Here is a 23,607-nt window from a genome sequence, read left to right as displayed (position 1 = left end):
TCATAAAAGAGAGAAAAGACAGATTTGATACTCAATGAAAATCAAAGAGCAAACTAGGAAGCTAGCCGCAGGCTGTACTTGAGTACGGCAAGGTGAAGCTGACGTGGTTTGAAGAGATTTTCGAAGAGTATGAGATTTCGCAGAAATGAAAACAGCCCTCAGAGGGCTGTTCGATACGATTAAATCTCAACTTAAATCGCAAACAAGTCATTCAAGTTCTCAGCCAAGGTTGGGTGAGTGAAGATTTGTTTTGTGAAGTAAGTGTAAGGAATCTTGTTGTCCATAGCAACAGTGATGATGTTGATGATTTCTTGAGAACCTTCTGAGAAGATGCTTGCTCCAAGAATTTCTTTTGTTTCAGTATTAACCACAGCTTTGAAGGCTCCGCGAAGGTCTCCGTTTACGTGACCACGAGGCATGGCTGCAACAGGAATTTCCTTAACGGCGTATGGAAGTTTCAAATCAGCTGCTTGGCTTTCAGTCAAACCAACTTGTGAAAGGGCAGGTGTGATAAACATGGTGTTTGGTACATTGAGACGGTCTTCAAGTGTGTAGCTGCCATCTCCAGCAAGGTAGCTGTAAACAACACGGAAGTCATCAAGTGAAATGTAGGTAAATTGAAGTCCACCGTTGACATCTCCAACTGCAAAGACACCAGGAACGTTTGTTTGACAATGTTTATCTACTTTAATAGCACCACGTTCAGTTAGTTCAATATCTGTATTTTCAAGTTGAAGTGGTTCTACATTTGGTTTGCGTCCAGTTGCGTAAAGAAGGGCGTCGAAACGGTAAGTTTCGTTTTCAGTCACGACGAGCACTTGGTCACCGTCGTTTTTGATTTCAGTAGTACGGATGTTTTGAAGCAATTCAATGCCGTCTTCTTCCATGTATTGTTTAGCAAGAGCTGCGATGGAAGGTTCTGCACGAGGAAGGAAAGTATCCAAGGCATCTAGGACGGTAACCTTGCTTCCAAGTTTGTTGTAAAGACCAGCAAATTCAAGACCGATATTTCCGCCACCAAGGACTCCAAGTTTTTCAGGCAATTTGTCCAAGTTTTGGATACCTGTTGAGTCAAAGACATTTTTGCTTGTAGCAAGTCCAGGGATTGGCAAGACGTTTGAAACAGCACCAGTGTTGATGACGATTATTTCAGCAGTCAGTTCTTTCTTTTCATCACCAGTTTGGATTTCAATGACTTTATTTGAAAGGAAGTGAGCTTCCGCATCAAAGATATCCACGCCTGTACCAGCAACAGTCGCATAGTTTTTACCGTTGAGGCGACCAGTGATAGTGTTTTTGGTAGCAATGACTTCTTCAAAAGATAAGTCTTTCTCAGCAGCAACTAACAAAGTTTTAGTTGGGATACAACCGATGTTGATACAAGTTCCACCGTACATAGCTTTGCTACGTTCAACGAGGGCAACTTTTTTGCCAGCTGAAGCCAATTTACCTGCTAGTGTTTTACCAGCTTTACCAAATCCGATAACGATTAAATCATAAGTTAACATTTAGAGTTCCTCCTATTCGAATTACATTCTAGCACAAGAAAAAAACTTTTGCACAATTCTGCTACGAAAAAGACAGAAAAAAATAAAAACGCTTTCCAGACAAAAAGCTAGTAATTTTTTGACAAGCTTGATAAACTAAAATCCTATCTATTTTTATATAAGATAGAATAAATGTTCGAAAATAGGAGGTTTTATGAAATCGAATCGTTATATTATTGCCTTTGCTGGGGTCATTTTACACTTAATGCTGGGTTCGACTTATGCTTGGAGTGTTTATCGTAACCCTATTATTGAAAAAACGGGATGGGATCAGGCTTCTGTTGCCTTTGCCTTTAGTCTAGCAATCTTTTGTTTAGGCTTATCGGCTGCATTTATGGGGCGTTTGGTAGAAAAATTTGGTCCGAGAGTCATGGGGAGTCTATCTGCTTTTCTATACGCAGGTGGAAATATCTTAACAGGATTTGCAATAGACCGTCAGGAACTGTGGTTGTTGTATCTCGCTTATGGCATTTTAGGTGGGCTTGGTTTGGGAGCAGGCTATATTACCCCTGTGTCAACGATTATAAAATGGTTTCCTGATAAACGTGGTCTCGCAACAGGTTTAGCGATTATGGGGTTTGGTTTTGCTTCTTTATTGACTAGTCCCATAGCGCAACATCTCATCGCAGGGATAGGGCTTGTAGAAACTTTTTATATTTTAGGTGCAAGTTACTTTATTATCATGCTCCTAGCTTCACAATTCATTAAGCGTCCAAATGAGCAAGAGCTTGCAATTTTATCTGCTTCAGGGAAAGAAAAAACAGCCTCTTTGACGCAAGGAATGGCTGCAAATCAGGCTCTGAAAAGCAATCGGTTTTATATACTTTGGATTATTTTCTTTATCAACATAGCTTGTGGTTTAGGCTTAATTTCAGCGGCATCGCCAATGGCACAGGAGATGGCTGGCTTGTCTACAAGTCATGCAGCAGTAATGGTGGGCGTTTTAGGGATTTTCAATGGATTTGGTCGCTTGCTCTGGGCGAGCTTATCTGACTATATCGGTCGCCCCCTAACCTTTAGTATATTACTGCTTGTCAATCTTTTCTTTTCTCTCTCACTTTGGCTCTTTACAGATTCCGTTTTATTTGTAGTCGCTATGTCTATTTTGATGACTTGCTATGGAGCTGGTTTTTCATTGATTCCAGCTTATCTCAGTGATATTTTTGGAACCAAGGAATTGGCCGCTCTGCATGGTTATATTTTAACAGCTTGGGCAATGGCTGGTTTAGCAGGACCTATTTTATTAGCAGAGACTTATAAAATGGCTCATTCTTACACACAAACCTTGTTCGTTTTTATCATTTTATATAGTATCGCCTTGGCTTTGTCTTATTATCTAGGTCGTTCCATCAAAAAGGAAAGCCAAAAACCGCTTACATGATTTTCTAGAGAAATTAGGCTATCTTTTGCTCTGGTCTTGTGTTATACTAGATGGGTTGCAAAGAAAACAGTACTTTTCTTTTGTGGAAAAGAAGCAACACGATTTTGTATCCAGTATATGAAAATACGTCATAAAAAGAAAAGTATACACTAAGCCCTATAGGGTGGCTTCGCACCACCTTTAGAAAGAAGAATAACGTGAAATTTAATGAATTAAACTTGTCTGCTGATTTGCTAGCAGAGATTGAAAAAGCTGGTTTTGTAGAAGCCAGTCCGATCCAAGAACAAACCATTCCTTTGGTCCTTGAAGGCAAGGACGTTATCGGTCAAGCTCAGACTGGTACAGGAAAAACTGCAGCTTTTGGCTTGCCTACTCTTGAAAAAATCCGTACAGAAGAAGCGACCATCCAAGCCTTGGTCATCGCTCCAACTCGTGAACTCGCTGTCCAAAGTCAAGAAGAACTATTCCGCTTTGGTCGTAGTAAGGGAGTCAAAGTTCGCTCAGTATATGGCGGATCAAGCATTGAAAAACAAATTAAGGCTCTTAAATCTGGTGCCCATATCGTGGTGGGAACACCTGGTCGTCTCTTGGACTTGATTAAACGCAAGGCCTTGAAATTACAAGATATTGAAACTCTCATCCTTGACGAAGCAGATGAAATGCTCAACATGGGCTTCCTTGAAGATATCGAAGCCATCATTTCTCGTGTTCCTGAAAACCGTCAAACCTTACTTTTCTCAGCAACTATGCCAGATGCTATCAAACGTATCGGTGTTCAGTTTATGAAAGAACCTGAGCATGTGAAGATTGCGGCTAAGGAATTGACAACAGAATTGGTTGACCAGTACTATATCCGAGTTAAGGAACAAGAAAAATTTGATACCATGACTCGTCTTATGGATGTGGAACAACCAGAACTTGCTATCGTATTTGGTCGTACTAAACGCCGTGTAGATGAATTGACTCGTGGTCTTAAAATCCGTGGTTTCCGTGCCGAAGGAATTCATGGTGACCTGGACCAAAACAAACGTCTGCGTGTCCTTCGTGACTTTAAAAATGGCAATCTTGATGTTTTGGTTGCGACAGACGTTGCTGCGCGTGGTTTGGATATTTCAGGTGTGACTCATGTCTATAACTACGATATTCCACAAGATCCTGAAAGTTATGTTCACCGTATTGGTCGTACAGGTCGTGCTGGTAAGTCAGGTCAGTCTATTACTTTCGTATCACCAAATGAAATGGGTTACCTCCAAATCATTGAAAACTTGACTAAGAAACGCATGAAAGGTCTCAAACCTGCAAGTGCAGAAGAAGCCTTCCAAGCTAAAAAGCAAGTAGCTCTTAAGAAAATCGAACGTGATTTTGCAGATGAAACCATTCGTGCCAACTTTGAGAAATTTGGCAAGGATGCTCGTAAACTAGCTGCCGAATTTACTCCAGAAGAATTGGCAATGTATATTTTGAGTCTGACTGTTCAAGACCCAGATAGCCTTCCAGAAGTGGAGATTGCGCGTGAAAAACCACTGCCATTTAAACCATCCGGTAATGGCTTCGGTGGTAAAGCTAAGGGAGGTCGTCGTGGAGATGACCGTCGTGATAATCGCCGTGGAGACAACCGTCGTGGTGGCCGCCGTGATGATTTCAAAAAAGGAAGTCGTGGCAACGATCGTTTTGATAAGGAAAAACGTTACCGTAAGGATAATAAAAAACCACGCACTACTTCAAGCGAAAAGCAAACAGGCTTTGTTATTCGTAACAAGGGCGATAAATAGGAAAAAGCGGTTCAAAATGAATCGCTTTTTTATATAAGGAGACCGAATGTGAAAAAAGATAAATAAAATTGTTGTATTATCTTTTTATAATGTTATGATACACAAAAACAGGCAACTTGTCAATAGAAAAGGAACAATTTAATTAAAAATATTCTGGTTTTTAAAAATGGTAAATTCCCAAACTAAGTTCCACCGCTAGTAGAAGTGGAAGTTAATCTGATAAAAATTGTAAAAACCAGTGGAAATCCATGTCAGGGTAAGTTCCACTGGTTTTACTAATGCTTGATTTTATTGCTTTTGTAGCCAAAATGAATCGAAAAAAAGAGCGCACAAAATCCTCTTATCTGAAAGCGTTTCAGATTAAGTTCCGCTATGGTGGAAGTTAGTGTGAGACGTTTGAATAGGGTTTTAGGTTAGTTTTTAGAACTTATGTTGGAGTAATTTAGAAGACTGACAGACGTCTTCTGCAGGTATTTTAGAAATGCCGAGAAGCTTAGGAATTTCTTCTCCATAAGTAAAGGCAAAGAGTTCATAAGCTGACTTTCCATTCAAAGCAGCACGTTTGACGCTGTTGACATGAGAGCAGACGAGATTGATGTCCTCTTGAGTTAAATTGTCAAAAGAAGTTCCTTTAGGTAGAATGTCGCGAATCAGCGTGTGATTTTTCTCAATTCTCCCTTTCTGGTCAGAGCGATTAGGGTCACAAAAGAAGAGTTTACTCTCTCCTCGCACATCCATTTCGATGTCATCAACCCTGGCAAACTCTCCACCATTATCGGTAAGAATGACAGGGAAGAGTTGGAAGAAATCTTTGTCCGCTTGGTGAAGAGTGTTCTTGATGTCATAGAGATGTTTGGTAACCTCAAGGGCAGTTTTATTATCCAGAAGTCTAGCGAAGATAAAGTTACAGAAAGATAGATTGAAGGTGAGTAGGACTTTACCTCCCATTCTCCCCATAACTGTGTCCATTTCCAGCCAAGAGTCTAGTTGATTCAGTGCTAAATAGTTTTGGAAATCCTCATAGGAACGGCCTTTTTTAGCTTCTTTAGGGATGGAAGGTAGCTTACTTTTTCGTCTTTCTTTGAATTTAACGGCTCTGGCAAGATCAATCGGAGCGATAGATAGGTACCCTTTTCGGATGTGTCGATAGACAGTTGAGGAGCTGACATCAAGGTTATGAGTTTTGAGAATATGATAGATGTGTTGTCCTTTTTTAACCCCATCAGAAATGACTTTGTCCATGTCCCAGAAGGTCTTGGAATTGAGGGGAGTTCCTTCACGAGCTTCGCCAAGAGTTTGTTCGTATTGTTTTTGAGCTTGCTTAGCGAGGTAGAAGATCTTCTTATAGCCACAATTCTGTCTTCTTTTAGGGCAGCCGTTACAGACAAAGGGAGCTTTGTCGAGTAGAGGGCAAGGAAGGTTATGGCATGTAGACTCTCGGACTTGTCTGTTTCGTTTGACTTCTTTAGAAACAGTAGTCGGGTCTTTTAGAATGGATTGTCCAATAGCTTTGAAGGTTTCACTGCGCTCTAAACCTAATTGGATATCATTACGGTCTGAAAGGGTAAGGTGTTTATGTTTTGTCATAGTAGACCTCGTTTCTAACTCAAACGTCTCACACTTAATTCCACCATAAAAATCCGTTTTAGACTAATTTCCACTTTGGTCAGGCAAGTGGAAGTTACTTTGAGAAGTTACAGGTTTTTAAAAATTGCAAGTCAATAAGGAATTTTCAGATAATTATTGAAAAAGAGACGTTTTTATGTTATAATGATAGCGATTAAATTCGAGGTGAAAAATGGCACATTTATTAGAAAAAACAAGAAAGATTACATCAATTTTGAAGCGCTCAGAGGAGCAGTTGCAGGATGAGCTGCCTTACAACGCTATTACGCGTCAGTTAGCGGATATTATTCATTGCAATGCCTGCATTATCAATAGTAAGGGACGTCTGCTTGGCTATTTTATGCGTTATAAAACAAATACAGATCGCGTAGAGCAATTCTTCCAAACTAAGATTTTCCCAGATGACTACGTTCAAGGGGCTAATATGATTTACGAAACAGAAGCAAACTTGCCTGTTGAGCATGATATGAGTATTTTCCCTGTTGAGAGTAGAGATGATTTTCCAGATGGCTTGACGACTATTGCACCGATTCATGTATCGGGGATTCGCCTTGGTTCTTTGATTATTTGGCGCAATGATAAAAAATTCGAAGATGAAGATTTGATTTTGGTTGAGATTGCCAGTACCGTTGTTGGGATTCAGCTTCTTAACTTCCAGCGTGAAGAAGATGAGAAAAATATCCGTCGCCGTACTGCTGTTACCATGGCGGTTAATACCCTTTCTTACTCAGAACTTCGTGCAGTTTCCGCAATTTTAGGGGAATTAAATGGAAATGAAGGGCAGTTAACTGCGTCTGTAATTGCAGACCGTATCGGAATTACCCGCTCTGTGATTGTCAATGCCCTTCGTAAACTTGAGTCCGCTGGGATTATTGAAAGTCGCTCGCTTGGAATGAAGGGAACCTACCTTAAGGTCTTGATTTCAGATATTTTTGAAGAAGTGAAGAAAAGAGATTACTAATGACTAAAGCTTTGATTTCGATTGATTATACAGAAGATTTTGTTGCCGACAGTGGTAAATTGACAGCAGGTGCTCCAGCTCAAGCTATTTCGGAAGCCATTAGCAAGGTGACTCGATTAGCTTTTGAACGCGGAGATTACATCTTCTTTACTATCGATGCTCATGAAGAAAACGATTGTTTCCATCCAGAAAGTAAACTATTCCCGCCTCATAATCTGATTGGGACTAGTGGACGGAATTTATATGGAGATTTGGGGATCTTTTATCAAGAGCATGGTTCAGACAGTCGTGTCTTTTGGATGGATAAACGCCATTACTCAGCTTTTTCAGGGACTGACCTAGATATTCGTTTGAGAGAGCGTAGAGTGTCTACAGTTATTTTAACAGGAGTCTTGACGGATATTTGTGTCCTGCATACAGCTATAGATGCCTATAATCTAGGATATGACATCGAGATTGTTAAACCAGCTGTTGCTTCTATCTGGCCTGAAAATCATCAATTTGCCCTAGGTCATTTCAAAAATACACTTGGAGCTAAGTTGGTAGATGAAAATCTAAATGAACTTTCTGAGTAATTTGGTAGATGAAATGAAAAATTTTGAAAAAAAGTGTTGACAAGTATCCCAAAAGTTGATATACTAGTAAAGTAATCGACGCGGGGATGGCGGAATTGGCAGACGCGCAGGACTAAGGATCCTGTGACCGCTTTAGGTCGTGAGGGTTCAAGTCCCTCTCTCCGCATAGGATAAGAGTTAGCTTAGGCTAGCTCTTTTGTATTTCTCTAAAAAATTAGAATCCAGTCAAATGTAGTGGAGAATCAGCGAAAATATGGGAAAACTAATCCTTGTTTCTGCTTTTGTCTTTTGTATAGAAGAATAATAAAGATTATCTTCTTAAAATTCTCCGATATTCTCTAAAGTTTTGTGCAAGTTGCACAGAACTTTTTTGTTTTTTTGGTCACCTTGCCATAGAAATGTAAAGCGTTTTCATCTATAATATAATTATCAAAAGACAAAAGGAGTTCACCTCATGGTAGAATTAAATCTTAAAAATATTTACAAAAAATATCCAAACAGCGAACACTATTCAGTTGAAGATTTCAACTTGAACATCAAAGATAAAGAATTTATCGTTTTCGTAGGTCCTTCGGGATGTGGTAAATCAACTACACTCCGTATGATTGCTGGTCTTGAAGACATCACAGAAGGTACTGCATCTATCGATGGCGTGGTTGTCAACGACGTAGCTCCAAAAGACCGTGACATCGCCATGGTATTCCAAAACTACGCTCTTTACCCACACATGACTGTTTATGACAACATGGCTTTCGGTTTGAAATTGCGTAAATACAGCAAAGAAGACATCGACAAACGTGTGCAAGAAGCAGCTGAAATTCTTGGATTGAAAGAATTTTTGGAACGTAAACCAGCTGACCTTTCAGGTGGTCAACGTCAACGTGTTGCCATGGGTCGTGCCATCGTCCGTGATGCAAAAGTATTCTTGATGGACGAACCTTTGTCAAACTTGGATGCTAAACTTCGTGTATCAATGCGTGCTGAGATTGCGAAAATCCACCGTCGTATCGGAGCTACTACTATCTACGTAACTCACGACCAAACAGAAGCGATGACACTTGCAGACCGTATCGTTATCATGTCAGCAACTAAGAACCCTGCTGGTACAGGTACTATCGGACGTGTTGAACAAATCGGTACTCCTCAAGAAGTTTACAAAAACCCAGTTAATAAATTCGTAGCAGGATTCATCGGAAGCCCAGCTATGAACTTCATCAATGTGAAATTGGTTGGAAGTGAAATTATTTCTGATGGTTTCCGTTTGAAAGTTCCAGAAGGTGCTTTGAAAGTTCTTCGTGAAAAAGGCTACGAAGGTAAAGAATTGATCTTCGGTATTCGTCCAGAAGACGTGAATGCAGAACCTGCTTTCCTTGAAACATTCCCAGACTGTGTTGTAAAAGCGACTATCTCTGTATCAGAACTGCTTGGTTCAGAATCTCACCTTTACTGCCAAGTTGGTAAAGATGAATTTGTTGCAAAAGTTGATGCTCGTGACTACTTGCAAACAGGTGCAACAGTTGAACTTGGATTTGACTTGAACAAAGCACACTTCTTTGATGTAGAAACTGAAAAAACAGTCTACTAAAATAAATAAAATTCAAAGCACTACAAGAAAAGATATCTCTTTATCAATTGTAGTGGAGAGATATCAGTTAATCTAAGGAGAGAAACAAAATGCTTCTCTCCTTTTTGCTAGGGAAGTCATATTATGCATCTATCTTGTGATACCCTTTGAATAAAAATGGTCATCTTATTTGCCTTATAGGGTGACTAGCAGATGAAATATTGTTTTCTCTTTCTTCTTTACTAGAAAGTATGGTATAATAGAGAGTAAAAAACTTTGAAAGAAAGAAAAAGATGAATTTAAAAGATTACATTGCAACAATTGAAAATTATCCAAAGGAAGGGATTACCTTCCGTGATATCAGTCCTTTGATGGCTGATGGAAATGCATATAGCTACGCTGTTCGTGAAATTGTTCAGTATGCTACTGACAAGAAAATAGACATGATTGTAGGGCCTGAGGCTCGTGGATTTATCGTGGGCTGTCCAGTTGCCTTTGAGTTGGGAATTGGTTTTGCCCCTGTTCGTAAGCCAGGTAAATTACCACGTGAAGTCATTTCTGCTGACTATGAAAAAGAGTACGGTGTTGATACCTTGACTATGCATGCGGATGCCATCAAGCCAGGTCAACGTGTTCTTATTGTAGATGACCTCTTGGCAACAGGTGGAACTGTTAAGGCAACCATCGAGATGATTGAAAAACTTGGTGGTGTTGTAGCAGGTTGTGCCTTCCTTGTTGAATTGGATGAATTGAACGGCCGTGAAAAAATCGGTGACTACGATTACAAAGTTTTGATGCATTATTAATGAAAAACAGTCCCTAGGGCTGTTTTCTCTACATTAGGATATAAAAATAGACTATAGCTAGTTAGAGAAAAACTATAATTGAAAACTATATCTTCTTGCAGTATAATAAAAGGACTAAGTGTTTGAGATTTAGTTTCATACTCAATGAAAATCAAAGAGCAAACTAGGAAACTAGCCGTAAGCTGCTCAAAGTACAGCTTTGAGGTTACAGATAAAACTGACGAAGTCAGCTCAAAACACTGTTTTGAGGTTGCAGATAGAACTGATGAAGTCAGTAACATATACGTACGGCAAGGTAACGTTGACGCGATTTGAAGAGATTTTCGAAGAGTTTCAAACATATGCAATGATTCCTGAAAGAATACAGTTAGGAGAGGGTTATGCCGATTCGAATTGATAAAAAATTACCAGCTGTTGAGATTTTACGGACAGAGAATATCTTTGTCATGGATGATCAACGTGCTGCCCACCAAGATATTCGCCCTTTGAAGATTTTAATTTTAAATCTCATGCCACAGAAAATGGTCACAGAAACCCAGTTATTACGCCATTTGGCCAATACACCCCTGCAACTGGATATTGATTTTCTCTATATGGAGAGTCATCGTTCTAAAACAACTCGTTCAGAGCACATGGAGACCTTTTATAAAACTTTTCCTGAAGTCAAGGATGAGTATTTTGATGGGATGATTATCACGGGTGCTCCAGTCGAGCATTTACCATTTGAGGAAGTGGACTATTGGGAGGAATTTAGCCAGGTGCTTGAGTGGTCTAAGACTCATGTCTATTCGACCCTTCATATCTGCTGGGGGGCTCAGGCTGGGCTTTATCTACGCTATGGAGTGGAAAAATACCAGATGGACAGTAAGTTATCAGGTATTTATCCTCAGGACACTTTAAAAGAAGGGCACCTTCTCTTTAGAGGCTTTGACGATAGCTACGTTTCTCCTCATTCACGGCATACGGAGATTTCTAAGGAAGAGATTCTGAATAAGACCAATCTCGAGATTTTATCAGAGGGACCTCAAGTTGGGGTTTCGATTTTGGCTAGTCGGGATTTGCGTGAAATTTATAGTTTTGGGCATTTGGAATATGACCGTGATACCTTGGCAAAAGAGTATTTCAGAGATTGTGATGCAGGTTTAGCTCCTCATATTCCAGAAAATTATTTTAAGGATGATGATGTTAATCAGACCCCTTGTCTTTGTTGGTCTTCATCGGCAGCCCTCTTTTTCAGTAACTGGGTGAACTATGCGGTCTATCAGGAGACGCCTTTTGACTGGAGAAAAATAGAAGATGATGCATCTACATTTGGGTATTTATAAGAGGAATTATGACATATTTAGACGCTTTTAAATCAGGGAACTTGGTTTTACCGAGTACCCTGCTCTTGCATTTTAAGGAACTCTTTCCTTCCAGCGATGATTTTCTGGTCTGGCAATTTTTCTATTTGCAAAATACGACAGGCTTAGAAGAAATGTCACCAAGCCAGATTGCTGAAAGGATTGGCAAGGAAATTTCGGATGTCAACCAGTCCATCTCTAATCTGACGGAGAGGGGACTGCTTCAGTACCGTACTATCGAATTAAATGGCGAAATTGAATTGCTTTTTGATGCTAGTTTGGCTTTGGAACGTTTGGATGACTTGCTTGGAGCTAGTGCTTCGAGTTCAGACCAGTTGACACCTCAGAATCAGCTTAAGGATTTGGTGGAAACCTTCCAGCAGGAGTTGGGACGCTTGTTGACACCTTTTGAGATTGAGGATTTGACCAAGACACTAAAGGAAGATGGGACCAGTGCTGACTTGATTAAGGAGGCTCTTCGTGAAGCTGTTTTAAATGGAAAACCAAACTGGAAGTACATTCAGGCGATTTTGAGAAACTGGCGCCATGAAGGTATCAAAAGTGTGGCTCAAATCGAGGCTAAGCGGGCAGAAAGAGAAGCAAGCAATCCTCAGTTGACACAGGTATCTGCAGATTTCAGAAATGCTATGGATCTCTGGAAGGATTAATCCATGCAAGCAGGCTTGAAATCCGAGTAAGATTTGCAAGCTGTGTTTAATTGTGATAAAATAAATAGAAAATAAATTGAAAAAAGAGGTATGTGAAATGTCACGTAAACCATTTATCGCTGGTAACTGGAAAATGAACAAAAATCCAGAAGAAGCTAAAGCATTTGTTGAAGCAGTTGCATCAAAACTTCCTTCATCAGATCTTGTTGAAGCAGGTATCGCTGCTCCAGCTCTTGATTTGACAACTGTTCTTGCTGCTGCAAAAGGTTCAAACTTTAAAGTTGCTGCTCAAAACTGCTACTTTGAAAATGCAGGTGCTTTCACTGGTGAAACTAGCCCACAAGTTTTGAAAGAAATCGGTACTGACTACGTTGTTATCGGTCACTCAGAACGCCGTGACTACTTCCATGAAACTGACGAAGATATCAACAAAAAAGCAAAAGCAATCTTTGCAAACGGTATGCTTCCAATTATCTGTTGTGGTGAGTCACTTGAAACTTACGAAGCTGGTAAAGCTGCTGAATTCGTAGGTGCTCAAGTATCTGCTGCATTGGCTGGATTGACTGCTGAACAAGTTGCTGCATCAGTTATCGCTTATGAGCCAATCTGGGCTATCGGTACTGGTAAATCAGCTTCACAAGACGATGCACAAAAAATGTGTAAAGTTGTTCGTGACGTTGTAGCTGCTGACTTTGGTCAAGAAGTGGCAGACAAAGTTCGTGTTCAATACGGTGGTTCTGTTAAACCTGAGAACGTTGCTTCATACATGGCTTGTCCAGACGTTGACGGTGCCCTTGTAGGTGGTGCGTCACTTGAAGCTGAAAGCTTCTTGGCTTTGCTTGACTTTGTAAAATAATCAGTAAGTAGCAAAAGCTAGGTGGAACAGCATTCAGGTGCCTGTTCCATTTTTTATAGGAGAGGAAAGATTGAAAACAAAATTTGTATGTATAGGGCTAGCAAGTCTTTGCTTACTTGGCGCAAGAGTTTCAGGAATTGCGGCAGATGAAACAAGTGGAAGCACAGTTTCAGAAAAATCTAGTCTATCAACAGGAACTTCATCAACTAGTAGCAATGAACAGAGAAACAGTGTCACTGCCCACTGGGATGGGGATTATTATGTAAAGGCTGATGGTTCTAAAGCTCAAAGTGAATGGATTTTTGACAACTACTATAAGGCTTGGTTTTATATTAAGTCAGATGGTCGTTACGCGCAGAATGAATGGCATGGAAATTACTACCTGAAATCAGGTGGATATATGGCCCAAAACGAGTGGATCTATGACAGTAATTACAAGAGTTGGTTTTATCTCAAGTCAGATGGGGCCTATGCTCATCAAGAATGGCAATTGATTGGAAATAAGTGGTATTACTTCAAGGAGTGGGGTTACATGGCTAAAAGCCAATGGCAAGGAAGTTATTTCTTGAATGGTCAAGGTGCCATGATGCAAAATGAATGGCTTTATGATCCGGCTTATTCTGCTTATTTTTATCTAAAATCCGATGGAACTTATGCCAACCAAGAGTGGCAAAAAGTGGGCGGCAAATGGTACTATTTCAAGAAATGGGGCTATATGGCTCGGAATGAGTGGCAAGGCAACTACTATTTGACTGGAAGTGGTGCCATGGCGACTGACGAAGTGATTATGGATGGTGCTCGCTATATCTTTGCGGCTTCTGGTGAGCTCAAAGAAAAGAAAGATTTGAATGTCGGCTGGGTTCACAAAGATGGTAAACGCTATTTCTTTAATAATAGAGAAGAACAAGTAGGAACCGAACATGCTAAGAAAGTTATTGATATTAGTGAACACAATGGTCGTATCAATGATTGGAAAAAGGTTATTGATGAAAATGAAGTAGACGGTGTCATTGTTCGTCTAGGTTATAGCGGTAAAGAAGACAAGGAATTAGCGCATAACATTAAGGAGTTAAACCGTCTGGGAATTCCTTATGGTGTCTATCTCTATACCTATGCTGAAAATGAGACCGATGCTGAGAATGACGCTGAACAGACCATTGAACTTCTGAAGAAATACAATATGAACTTGTCTTACCCTATCTACTATGATGTTGAGAACTGGGAGTATGTGAATAAAAGTAAGCGTGCTCCGAGTGATACAGGTACTTGGGTTAAGATCATCAACAAGTACATGGAGACGATGAAGCAGGCGGGTTATCAAAATGTGTATGTTTATAGCTATCGTAGTTTATTACAGACGCGTTTAAAACACCCAGATATTTTAAAACATGTAAACTGGGTAGCGGCCTATACGAATGCTTTAGAATGGGAAAATCCTCATTATTCAGGAGAAAAAGGTTGGCAGTATACCTCTTCTGAATACATGAAAGGAATCCAAGGGCGTGTGGATGTCAGCGTTTGGTATTAAGATATAAAGTTGAGAAAGGAGTGTGCAAGAAATTTGCATCCTCTTTTTCTTTATTTTGTCGCAGTTAAGAGAGGTGTAAGGGGACTGTGCTTTATTCTAAAAAATCCTTAAATTATCAGTCTATTGCAACTTTTCTCATGTGAGTCATTTGGCTTGCTTTTGGTTTTCCTTAGTAGTATACTAAGGTAGTAATCATTAAGAAGTGGTTACAAATAATAATGAATGAGGTAAAAACAATGGTAGAATTGAAAAAAGAAGCAGTAAAAGATGTAACATCATTGACAAAAGCAGCGCCAGTAGCATTGGCAAAAACAAAGGAAGTCTTGAACCAAGCTGTTGCTGATTTGTATGTAGCCCACGTTGCTTTGCACCAAGTACACTGGTATATGCGTGGACGCGGTTTTATGGTATGGCATCCAAAAATGGATGAGTACATGGATGCTCTTGATGGTCATTTAGATGAAATCAGCGAACGATTGATTACACTCGGTGGAAGCCCATTCTCTACATTGACAGAATTCCTTCAAAATAGTGAAATCGAAGAAGAAGCTGGTGAATACCGTAATGTTGAAGAAAGCTTGGAACGTGTTCTAGCTATTTATCGCTACCTCATCACTCTTTTCCAAAAAGCGTTGGATGTGACTGACGAAGAAGGCGATGATGTTACAAACGATATTTTTGTTGGTGCTAAGGCTGAACTTGAGAAAACAGTTTGGATGCTTGCGGCAGAACTTGGACAAGCACCTGGTTTGTAAGAAACAAGGCAACATAGATAAATCTGTAGGAAATTTCTTACAGATTTTTTCTATTTTGTAAGCTATTCCAAACCAGTCTTTTTTCGAGTTTTTTGATAAAATAGTACTATCAGTGAAAAGGATGGAAGCATGACAAAGAAAATCGTAGCTATTTGGGCCCAGGATGAAGAGGGTGTGATTGGTAAGGACAATCGTCTGCCTTGGCATTTGCCAGCAGAACTGCAACACTTCAAAGAAACAACTCTGAATCATGCTATCTTGATGGGGCGCGTGACCTTTGATGGGATGGGGCGTCGCTTGCTTCCAAAACGGGAGACCTTGATTTTGACACGTAACCCGGAAGAAAAGATAGATGGGGTTACTACTTTTCAGGATGTCCAGTCTGTTCTCGACTGGTATCAGGGGCAAGACAAGAATCTCTATATTCTCGGTGGAAAGCAGATTTTTCAGGCTTTTGAGCCCTACCTTGACGAAGTGATTGTGACTCACATTCATGCTCGTGTGGAGGGAGATACCTATTTTCCTGAGGAGTTTGACTTGTCTCTTTTTGAGACTGTTTCAAGCAAATCCTATACCAAAGATGACAAAAATCCTTATGATTTTACCATCCAATACCGCAAGAGAAAGGAAGTCTAATGGAACGTAGTATATTTGGTTTTTTCACAGCCATGCTGTGTTTGGTCTGCTTGCTTGCAGGGGCACAGGCTTTTCGTAAAAAGCGTTATGGACTTTCTGTCCTGCTCTGGTTAAATGCCTTTACCAATTTGGTCAATAGTATCCATGCTTTTTACATGACCTTATTTTAGATAGAATGACAGTATAGAATAGAACGGAAGGAAATCATGCCTACAACTAGGAATAATGATATGATGGTTTATTGCTCATTTTGTGGCAAAAGCCAAGAAGAAGTACAAAAAATAATCGCTGGCAACAATGCCTTTATTTGTAATGAATGCGTGGAGTTAGCTCAAGAAATTATTCGAGAAGAATTGGTTGAGGAAGTCTTGGCAGACTTGTCTGAGGTGCCAAAACCAATTGAACTCCTCCATATCTTGAACCACTATGTAATCGGTCAAGATCGTGCCAAGCGTGCCTTGGCAGTGGCAGTTTACAACCACTACAAACGCATCAATTTCCACGATACGCGTGAAGAGTCAGAAGGTGTGGATTTGCAGAAGTCAAACATTTTGATGATTGGGCCAACTGGTTCAGGGAAAACTTTCCTTGCTCAGACCTTGGCTAAGAGCTTGAATGTGCCTTTTGCGATTGCGGATGCGACAGCTCTGACGGAGGCTGGTTATGTGGGTGAGGACGTGGAAAATATCCTCCTTAAACTCTTGCAGGCTGCTGACTTTAACATTGAGCGCGCAGAGCGTGGGATTATCTATGTGGATGAAATTGACAAGATTGCCAAGAAGAGCGAGAACGTGTCTATCACACGGGATGTTTCTGGTGAAGGGGTGCAACAAGCCCTTCTCAAGATTATCGAAGGAACAGTTGCTAGCGTACCACCTCAAGGTGGACGCAAACATCCGCAACAAGAAATGATTCAAGTAGATACCAAGAATATCCTCTTCATTGTTGGTGGTGCCTTTGATGGTATTGAAGAAATTGTTAAACAACGTCTTGGAGAAAAAGTCATCGGATTTGGTCAAAATAACAAGGCGATTGATGAAAATAGCTCTTACATGCAAGAAATCATCGCAGAAGATATTCAAAAATTTGGTATTATCCCTGAGTTGATTGGACGTTTGCCTGTCTTTGCAGCTCTTGAGCAATTGACGGTTGATGACTTGGTTCGCATCTTGAAAGAGCCAAGAAATGCCTTGGTCAAACAATATCAAACCTTGCTTTCTTATGATGATGTCGAGTTGGAATTTGACGATGAGGCCCTTCAAGAGATTGCCAACAAGGCCATCGAACGGAAGACTGGGGCGCGTGGTCTTCGTTCGATTATTGAAGAAACCATGTTGGACGTTATGTTTGAAGTACCGAGTCAGGAAAATGTGAAATTGGTTCGCATCACAAAAGAAGCTGTCGATGGAACGGATAAACCAATCCTAGAAACAGCCTAGAGGTGACTATGGAACTGAATAGACATAATGCTGAAATCTTGCTCAGTGCGGCGAATAAATCCCACTACCCACAGGATGAACTGCCAGAGATTGCCCTAGCAGGGCGTTCCAATGTTGGTAAGTCTAGCTTTATCAACACTATGTTGAATCGTAAGAATCTGGCTCGTACGTCAGGGAAACCTGGGAAAACCCAGCTGCTCAACTTCTTTAACATTGACGACAAGATGCGCTTTGTGGATGTTCCTGGCTATGGTTATGCCCGTGTTTCCAAAAAGGAACGTGAAAAGTGGGGGCGCATGATTGAAGAGTATCTAACGACTCGGGAAAATCTCCGTGCGGTAGTCAGTTTAGTTGACCTTCGTCATGACCCGTCAGCAGATGATGTGCAGATGTACGAATTTCTCAAGTATTACGAGATTCCGGTTATCATCGTTGCGACCAAGGCGGACAAGATTCCTCGTGGTAAATGGAACAAGCACGAATCAGCAATCAAAAAGAAATTAAACTTTGACCCAAGTGACGATTTCATCCTCTTTTCATCTGTCAGCAAGGCAGGGATGGATGAGGCTTGGGATGCAATCTTAGAAAAATTGTGAGGAAAAGAAAATGGCAAAAACAATTCATACAGACAAAGCTCCAAAGGCTATCGGACCCTATGTTCAAGGAAAAATCGTTGGGAACCTTTTGTTTGCTAGTGGTCAAGTTCCTCTCTCTCCTGAAACTGGGGAAATCGTTGGAGAAACGATTCAAGAACAGACAGAGCAAGTCTTAAAAAACATCGGTGCTATTTTGGCAGAAGCAGGAACAGACTTTGACCATGTTGTCAAAACAACTTGCTTCTTGAGCGATATGAACGACTTCGTTCCTTTTAACGAGGTTTACCAAACGGCCTTTAAAGAGGAATTTCCAGCTCGTTCAGCTGTGGAGGTAGCTCGTCTTCCTCGTGATGTAAAAGTCGAAATTGAAGTCATCGCAGAGATTGGATAAGCTAGTTGAAGTTTGGTGCTGCCAAGCTTCTTTTGATATAAGGAGAAAAAGATGACAAAGAAACAACTTCACTTGGTGATTGTGACAGGGATGAGTGGTGCGGGCAAAACTGTAGCCATTCAGTCTTTCGAGGATTTAGGTTATTTTACTATTGATAATATGCCGCCAGCCCTCTTGCCTAAGTTTTTGCAGTTGGTGGAAACTAAGGAAGACGATCCTAAGTTGGCCTTGGTAGTGGATATGCGTAGCCGTTCTTTCTTCTCGGAGATTCAAGCTGTTTTGGATGAGTTGGAAAACAAGGAAGAACTGGACTTTAAAATTCTCTTTTTGGATGCAGCTGATAAGGAATTGGTTGCTCGTTACAAGGAAACCAGAAGGAGTCACCCATTAGCTGCAGATGGACGGATTTTGGATGGAATCAAGCTGGAACGTGAACTCTTGGCACCTTTGAAAAATATGAGCCAAAATGTGGTGGATACAACTGAACTCACTCCTCGTGAGCTACGTAAAACCATTGCAGAGCAGTTTTCAGATCAAGAACAAGCCCAGTCTTTCCGTATCGAAGTCATGTCTTTCGGCTTTAAATATGGAATCCCAATTGATGCAGACTTGGTTTTTGATGTGCGCTTTTTGCCAAATCCATATTACCTTCCAGAGCTGAGAAACCAAACGGGTGTGGATGAACCTGTTTATGACTATGTCATGAATCATCCTGAGTCAGAAGATTTTTATCAGCATTTATTGGCCTTGATTGAGCCGATTTTGCCAAGTTACCAAAAGGAAGGGAAGTCCGTTTTGACCATTGCCATGGGCTGTACGGGCGGACAACACCGTAGTGTGGCCTTTGCTAAACGCTTGGCGCAGGACTTATCCAAGAATTGGCCTGTTAATGAAGGGCATCGCGACAAAGACCGAAGAAAGGAAACGGTAAACCGTTCATGAGAAAACCAAAGATAACGGTGATTGGTGGAGGGACTGGGATCCCTGTCATTCTTAAAAGTCTGCGTGAAAAAGATGTGGAAATCGCTGCTATCGTAACGGTGGCGGATGATGGTGGTTCATCAGGTGAACTCCGAAAAAATATGCAGCAATTGACACCGCCAGGTGATCTTCGTAATGTCCTTGTGGCCATGTCGGATATGCCTAAGTTTTATGAGAAAGTCTTTCAGTATCGCTTTTCCGAGGATGCCGGAGCCTTTGCTGGCCATCCATTGGGCAATCTCATTATTGCAGGTCTGTCAGAAATGCAGGGTTCGACCTATAATGCCATGCAGTTATTGAGCAAGTTTTTCCATACAACTGGGAAGATTTATCCTTCCAGCGACCATCCTTTGACCTTGCATGCAGTCTTTCAAGATGGGACAGAAGTGGCTGGAGAGAGTCATATCGCAGACCATCCAGGCATGATTGACCATGTCTATGTAACCAATACCTTCAACGATGATACACCTCTGGCCAGCCGTCGAGTAGTCCAGACCATTCTTGAAAGTGACATGATTGTCCTCGGACCTGGTTCTCTCTTTACCTCTATTTTGCCCAATATCGTGATTAAGGAAATCGGGCAGGCGCTTTTGGAAACCAAGGCAGAAATCGCCTATGTCTGCAATATTATGACCCAACGTGGGGAGACAGAACACTTTACAGATAGTGATCACGTGGAAGTCTTGCATCGTCACCTTAGCCGACCTTTTATCGATACGGTCTTGGTGAATATCGAAAAAGTGCCTCAAGAATACATGAATTCCAATCGCTTTGATGAATACTTGGTCCAGGTGGAACATGATTTTGCTGGTCTTTGTAAGCAAGTTCCGCGCGTGATTTCATCCAACTTCCTTCGTCTGGAAAATGGCGGTGCCTTCCACGATGGAGATTTGATTGTGGATGAGTTGATGCGGATTATACAGGTGAGAAAATGAGTTTCACAGTAGCAGTAAAAGAAGAAATCCTAGGTCAACACCATCTGAGCCGGTATGAATTATCTGCCATTATCAAAATGTCTGGTAGCATCGGTCTCTCGACTTCGGGCTTGACTTTGTCAGTTGTGACAGAAAATGCCAAACTGGCCCGTCACCTCTATGAGTCCTTTCTCCATTTCTATGAAATCAAATCGGAAATTCGTCACCACCAACGGAGCAATCTTCGCAAGAATCGGGTCTATACCGTTTTTACAGATGAAAAGGTGCAGGATTTGTTAAGTGATTTGCACTTGGCAGACTCTTTCTTTGACCTGGAAACAGGTATTGATGAGGCGATTTTATCGGATGAGGAAGCAGGTCGTGCTTATCTTTGTGGTGCTTTCTTGGCAAATGGAAGTATTCGTGACCCTGAATCAGGTAAGTACCAGTTGGAAATCAGTTCTGTTTATCTGGACCACGCGCAAGGAATTGCCTCCCTTCTCCAACAGTTTTTACTGGATGCCAAGGTGCTTGAGCGCAAGAAGGGGGCTGTGACCTATCTCCAGCGAGCAGAAGACATTATGGACTTCTTGATAGTAATCGGAGCCATGCAGGCACGGGATGATTTTGAGCGGGTTAAGATTTTGCGAGAAACCCGTAACGACCTCAATCGGGCTAATAATGCCGAGACAGCTAATATCGCTCGGACAGTTTCTGCCAGCATGAAGACCATTAACAATATCAGTAAAATAAAAGATATTATGGGCTTAGAAAATCTGCCAGTGGATTTGCAGGAAGTAGCGCAGTTGCGGATTCAGCACCCAGACTACTCTATCCAGCAGTTAGCAGATAGCCTCAGCAATCCCCTTACAAAAAGTGGTGTCAATCACAGACTCAGAAAAATCAATAAGATAGCCGATGAACTATAAAACCAGGCTCTTGTTTTGCGAGGTTCTTTTTTGAAATAAAAAGAGGTTGGGCAAAAAGCAATGTCATTAAGTTAAGAAATTTGGCTCTTTAAAATCAAAAACGCATAATATCCGGTGTTGACTTGAACCGTAATACTATGCGTTTTATTGTGAGAAAATTTATTTCATTTTCTCCTGAAATTGAGTTTTTACCCAGTCTCTAATGAGTTATTTCCAAGTGACCAGTTCGCTCCAAACGCTAACATTCGATATAGTAGAGGTTTCACCAGCTGGAACCCATTTGTTGGTGCCTAAGTATCTAACTTCTAGTTTACGAACGTTTACTGTGTAAGATGCTTTTAGTCTAATATAACCATAAGTGTAGGGTGGTACGTTATGGGAGACTGAGTGATTTAAACTAAGTCCAGCTCCAGACTCCGGAGCAGAAAAGCTAACACCTGCACCTACAGTCAGAGTAGCTCCAGCTTTTCCACCATAGGCAGTTGAACTTACAGGACCTGATGTGGTGCTTTTCTTGTAAGAGTGAGAGTATTTAGTTCTATAGTCTGCAACACCAGTTGCATTAGAACGAGTCTGATACGTAGATTTAGACTCTAAATAGGCGTCTCTAAGTTCAGTCGTATAAAATGACAATAACTCTCCTGTGTTGATATCTTTTACAATACGATTAGATACAATTTCATAATTTGTACCAGGATAGACATCAGCAAAAACCGTAGATGTTGTGACTAAGAATAATAGACTTGATAGTAGAGAGAAAAACAATAGTTTCAGTTTAATCATAACAAATTTCCTTTCTTCATGAGTAAAAGATTATTTTTTCAATCCTTTGAAAGTTATAATGCAACCCGAAATAATACTGAGAGTTCCTACAGGTCTCCAATATAGTTGCCAAAAGAATAAATTTATTCTTTCTTTCAGTGTCGCATAGGGTTCGGCATAATAGGGGTTGATGTGAAATAATAAAAAACCAAAACATAAAACTATGATTCCAGTTAAGAATAAAATGTCCTTATTTACTTTCCTCATAAAACCTCCTTTTATTTTATTTAAAGCGCTTTCTATTATTAGTATACGTCAAAAAAAGAAAAAAACAAGTCTATTTATTTATTTTTTTATATGGTATAATAGAATAGTTGGAGAGTTTTTATATAGCTTTAAAAGGCTGATATGAATACTTTGTATAATCTAATGATTCTTCAAAAAATTTCTTATTCAAACAAGAGCAAAGAGAAGGTGGGCTGCATATCAGAAGTTAGATGTATTTCTGTCTAACTTTTGAGGTGTAGTTCATTTTAAAACCACGCATCCTATGTGACTCGTGGTTCTTTTTTATAAACTAGTAGAGTGTTTTGGTTGTACTTTTTGCTCAGGGTCGATGTAGTTGATAGCATTATTGACAGCAGTTGGAGCTTCTCCGAGACCTGTCGCAATCAAGTCAATTTTTCCGTCATAGTAGCAGCAGTCACCGATAGCATAGATACCTGCTTGGCTAGATTCTTGTTTGCTGTTGACGATAATCTTGTGTCGGTTGAGTTCCAACCCCCAGTTTTTAAGATTACCGACAGAAGATTTGAAACCATAGTTGACAAAGAGGTGATCTAAGTCAATCGTTTCGGTTTCATCAGATTTGACTTTTGTGATTTCAAGTTTATCAATCGTGTTTCCATCTCCAAGGAGTTGGCTAGGGACGAATGGTGTCTTGATGGTCACAGATGATTCTTGCAAGGCTTGAACGCTGTGTTCCAAGGCACGGAAATTATCTCTGCGGTGAACAAGGGTAGTTGGTGCGATTTTTTCAAAAGCCAAAGTCCAATCCACAGCCGAATCTCCCCCACCAAGAATGGTCACTTTCTTACCAGCGTATTGCTGAATGTTAGAAACGTGGTAGTGGATATTTTCATAGCTCTCAACCCCTTCAAGTTCCAGCGGACGTGGTTTGAAGGCACCGCCACCCATAGCGATGATAACTGTTTTAGTCAGGTGACTTCCTTTAGAAGTTGTGATGGCAAATTCTTCTTCTTGTTTGTCAATCTCAAGAACCGTTTCATTGAGATGAATAGGGGTATCAAAGCTGTTTAGCTGTTCAATCAAGCGGTTAGTCAACTCTTCTCCAGTCAGGTTTGGGAAGCCTGGTACGTCTAGGATTTCCTTTTCAGGGTAGAGAATAGCAGGTTGTCCACCTAGCTGGGGAAGAGAGTCGATGATTTGAACCTTGGCTTGGCGTAGGTGGGCATAAAAGGCTGCAAAAAGCCCGACAGGACCACCACCCACAATGGTAATATCATAGAGTTGAGACATAGTTTCTCCTTTGTTTTTTCTAGTCAGTTTATTTTATC

General features: G+C 40.7%; 24 protein-coding genes and 1 tRNA gene. 21 read left to right on the top strand and 4 right to left on the bottom strand.

What is annotated here, in order from left to right; translation table 11 throughout:
• Nucleotides 1-191 precede the first annotated feature (191 nt).
• On the bottom strand, nucleotides 192-1,508 hold the full coding sequence (locus SPPN_RS07680; protein ID WP_000958936.1) for an FAD-containing oxidoreductase: 1,317 nt from the start codon (nucleotides 1,506-1,508) through the stop codon (nucleotides 192-194).
• 193 nt (nucleotides 1,509-1,701) lie between these two features.
• On the opposite strand from SPPN_RS07680, the gene SPPN_RS07675 reads away from it, so the two are divergent.
• Both SPPN_RS07675 and cshA read left to right on the top strand, forming a co-directional pair.
• Nucleotides 1,702-2,928 carry an L-lactate MFS transporter gene (locus tag SPPN_RS07675; RefSeq protein ID WP_000841581.1) on the top strand — a complete coding sequence of 409 codons (1,227 nt, stop codon included), beginning with the start codon at nucleotides 1,702-1,704 and terminating at the stop codon, nucleotides 2,926-2,928.
• 197 nt (nucleotides 2,929-3,125) lie between these two features.
• Entirely contained in the window at nucleotides 3,126-4,700 is a 1,575-nt protein-coding gene (cshA, locus tag SPPN_RS07670; protein WP_000671135.1) for a degradosome RNA helicase CshA, read from the top strand.
• Nucleotides 4,701-5,120: 420 nt separating this feature from the next.
• Here cshA and SPPN_RS07665 read toward each other — a convergent pair whose 3' ends face one another.
• Entirely contained in the window at nucleotides 5,121-6,287 is a 1,167-nt protein-coding gene (locus SPPN_RS07665) for an IS30 family transposase (protein ID WP_000160552.1), read from the bottom strand.
• Between the two features lie 211 nt (nucleotides 6,288-6,498).
• On the opposite strand from SPPN_RS07665, the gene codY reads away from it, so the two are divergent.
• From codY to whiA, 19 genes are all read left to right on the top strand, one after another.
• Nucleotides 6,499-7,287, top strand: a complete 789-nt coding sequence (codY, locus tag SPPN_RS07660) for a GTP-sensing pleiotropic transcriptional regulator CodY (protein ID WP_000940732.1) — start codon at nucleotides 6,499-6,501, stop codon at nucleotides 7,285-7,287.
• Nucleotides 7,287-7,862: a cysteine hydrolase family protein gene (locus SPPN_RS07655; RefSeq protein WP_000158736.1), complete on the top strand. Its 576-nt coding sequence runs from the start codon at nucleotides 7,287-7,289 to the stop codon at nucleotides 7,860-7,862. Before codY ends, SPPN_RS07655 begins: the two co-directional genes overlap by 1 nt.
• A gap of 80 nt (nucleotides 7,863-7,942) precedes the next feature.
• Nucleotides 7,943-8,028: transfer RNA gene (locus SPPN_RS07650), tRNA-Leu, on the top strand.
• 288 nt (nucleotides 8,029-8,316) lie between these two features.
• The gene (locus SPPN_RS07645) at nucleotides 8,317-9,447 is read left to right on the top strand and encodes an ABC transporter ATP-binding protein (RefSeq protein ID WP_000229957.1); all 1,131 of its coding nucleotides are present in this window, start codon (nucleotides 8,317-8,319) and stop codon (nucleotides 9,445-9,447) included.
• A 272-nt stretch (nucleotides 9,448-9,719) separates the two neighbouring features.
• Nucleotides 9,720-10,232 carry an adenine phosphoribosyltransferase gene (locus tag SPPN_RS07640; RefSeq protein WP_001049318.1) on the top strand — a complete coding sequence of 171 codons (513 nt, stop codon included), beginning with the start codon at nucleotides 9,720-9,722 and terminating at the stop codon, nucleotides 10,230-10,232.
• A 144-nt stretch (nucleotides 10,233-10,376) separates the two neighbouring features.
• Complete coding sequence (locus SPPN_RS13985) at nucleotides 10,377-10,547, top strand: hypothetical protein (protein WP_050241508.1); 171 nt, start codon at nucleotides 10,377-10,379, stop codon at nucleotides 10,545-10,547.
• Nucleotides 10,548-10,612: 65 nt separating this feature from the next.
• The gene (metA, locus tag SPPN_RS07630; RefSeq protein ID WP_001122719.1) at nucleotides 10,613-11,557 is read left to right on the top strand and encodes a homoserine O-acetyltransferase MetA; all 945 of its coding nucleotides are present in this window, start codon (nucleotides 10,613-10,615) and stop codon (nucleotides 11,555-11,557) included.
• Between the two features lie 8 nt (nucleotides 11,558-11,565).
• Nucleotides 11,566-12,243, top strand: coding sequence for a DnaD domain-containing protein (locus SPPN_RS07625; RefSeq protein ID WP_000221602.1), 678 nt, complete (start codon nucleotides 11,566-11,568; stop codon nucleotides 12,241-12,243).
• Between the two features lie 97 nt (nucleotides 12,244-12,340).
• Nucleotides 12,341-13,099: a triose-phosphate isomerase gene (tpiA, locus tag SPPN_RS07620; RefSeq protein WP_000087892.1), complete on the top strand. Its 759-nt coding sequence runs from the start codon at nucleotides 12,341-12,343 to the stop codon at nucleotides 13,097-13,099.
• Between the two features lie 37 nt (nucleotides 13,100-13,136).
• A complete protein-coding gene (lytC, locus tag SPPN_RS07615) occupies nucleotides 13,137-14,627 on the top strand; it encodes a choline binding-anchored murein hydrolase LytC (protein WP_080564677.1) in 1,491 nt (496 codons plus the stop codon).
• A 236-nt stretch (nucleotides 14,628-14,863) separates the two neighbouring features.
• Nucleotides 14,864-15,382: a Dps family protein gene (locus SPPN_RS07610; protein WP_014017309.1), complete on the top strand. Its 519-nt coding sequence runs from the start codon at nucleotides 14,864-14,866 to the stop codon at nucleotides 15,380-15,382.
• Nucleotides 15,383-15,511: 129 nt separating this feature from the next.
• The gene (locus SPPN_RS07605; RefSeq protein ID WP_000162454.1) at nucleotides 15,512-16,018 is read left to right on the top strand and encodes a dihydrofolate reductase; all 507 of its coding nucleotides are present in this window, start codon (nucleotides 15,512-15,514) and stop codon (nucleotides 16,016-16,018) included.
• Nucleotides 16,018-16,188: a hypothetical protein gene (locus SPPN_RS13455; RefSeq protein WP_000442260.1), complete on the top strand. Its 171-nt coding sequence runs from the start codon at nucleotides 16,018-16,020 to the stop codon at nucleotides 16,186-16,188. The genes SPPN_RS07605 and SPPN_RS13455 overlap by 1 nt, the downstream gene beginning before the upstream one ends.
• A gap of 36 nt (nucleotides 16,189-16,224) precedes the next feature.
• On the top strand, nucleotides 16,225-17,457 hold the full coding sequence (gene clpX, locus SPPN_RS07595) for an ATP-dependent Clp protease ATP-binding subunit ClpX (RefSeq protein ID WP_014017308.1): 1,233 nt from the start codon (nucleotides 16,225-16,227) through the stop codon (nucleotides 17,455-17,457).
• 8 nt (nucleotides 17,458-17,465) lie between these two features.
• Nucleotides 17,466-18,053 carry a ribosome biogenesis GTP-binding protein YihA/YsxC gene (gene yihA / locus SPPN_RS07590; RefSeq protein ID WP_000422580.1) on the top strand — a complete coding sequence of 196 codons (588 nt, stop codon included), beginning with the start codon at nucleotides 17,466-17,468 and terminating at the stop codon, nucleotides 18,051-18,053.
• A gap of 10 nt (nucleotides 18,054-18,063) precedes the next feature.
• Entirely contained in the window at nucleotides 18,064-18,444 is a 381-nt protein-coding gene (locus tag SPPN_RS07585) for a RidA family protein (protein WP_001140420.1), read from the top strand.
• A gap of 51 nt (nucleotides 18,445-18,495) precedes the next feature.
• Nucleotides 18,496-19,386, top strand: a complete 891-nt coding sequence (rapZ, locus tag SPPN_RS07580; RefSeq protein WP_000163062.1) for an RNase adapter RapZ — start codon at nucleotides 18,496-18,498, stop codon at nucleotides 19,384-19,386.
• Nucleotides 19,383-20,360 (top strand): YvcK family protein, encoded by a 978-nt coding sequence (locus tag SPPN_RS07575; protein WP_001231073.1) that lies wholly within the window; start codon nucleotides 19,383-19,385, stop codon nucleotides 20,358-20,360. The genes rapZ and SPPN_RS07575 overlap by 4 nt, the downstream gene beginning before the upstream one ends.
• The gene (gene whiA, locus SPPN_RS07570; RefSeq protein WP_000011298.1) at nucleotides 20,357-21,268 is read left to right on the top strand and encodes a DNA-binding protein WhiA; all 912 of its coding nucleotides are present in this window, start codon (nucleotides 20,357-20,359) and stop codon (nucleotides 21,266-21,268) included. Before SPPN_RS07575 ends, whiA begins: the two co-directional genes overlap by 4 nt.
• A gap of 207 nt (nucleotides 21,269-21,475) precedes the next feature.
• Here whiA and SPPN_RS07565 read toward each other — a convergent pair whose 3' ends face one another.
• Together SPPN_RS07565 and SPPN_RS07555 are read right to left on the bottom strand one after the other, a co-directional pair.
• Entirely contained in the window at nucleotides 21,476-22,051 is a 576-nt protein-coding gene (locus tag SPPN_RS07565) for a hypothetical protein (RefSeq protein ID WP_000593540.1), read from the bottom strand.
• Between the two features lie 549 nt (nucleotides 22,052-22,600).
• A complete protein-coding gene (locus SPPN_RS07555; RefSeq protein ID WP_000081020.1) occupies nucleotides 22,601-23,569 on the bottom strand; it encodes an NAD(P)/FAD-dependent oxidoreductase in 969 nt (322 codons plus the stop codon).
• Between the last annotated feature and the right edge of the window lie 38 nt (nucleotides 23,570-23,607).

It is taken from the genome of Streptococcus pseudopneumoniae IS7493 (assembly GCF_000221985.1).
In the GTDB taxonomy this organism is placed as follows: Bacteria; Bacillota; Bacilli; order Lactobacillales; family Streptococcaceae; genus Streptococcus; species Streptococcus pseudopneumoniae.
Note: the sequence above shows the minus strand (reverse complement) of the source record. Positions and strands in the feature narration are given on the sequence as shown.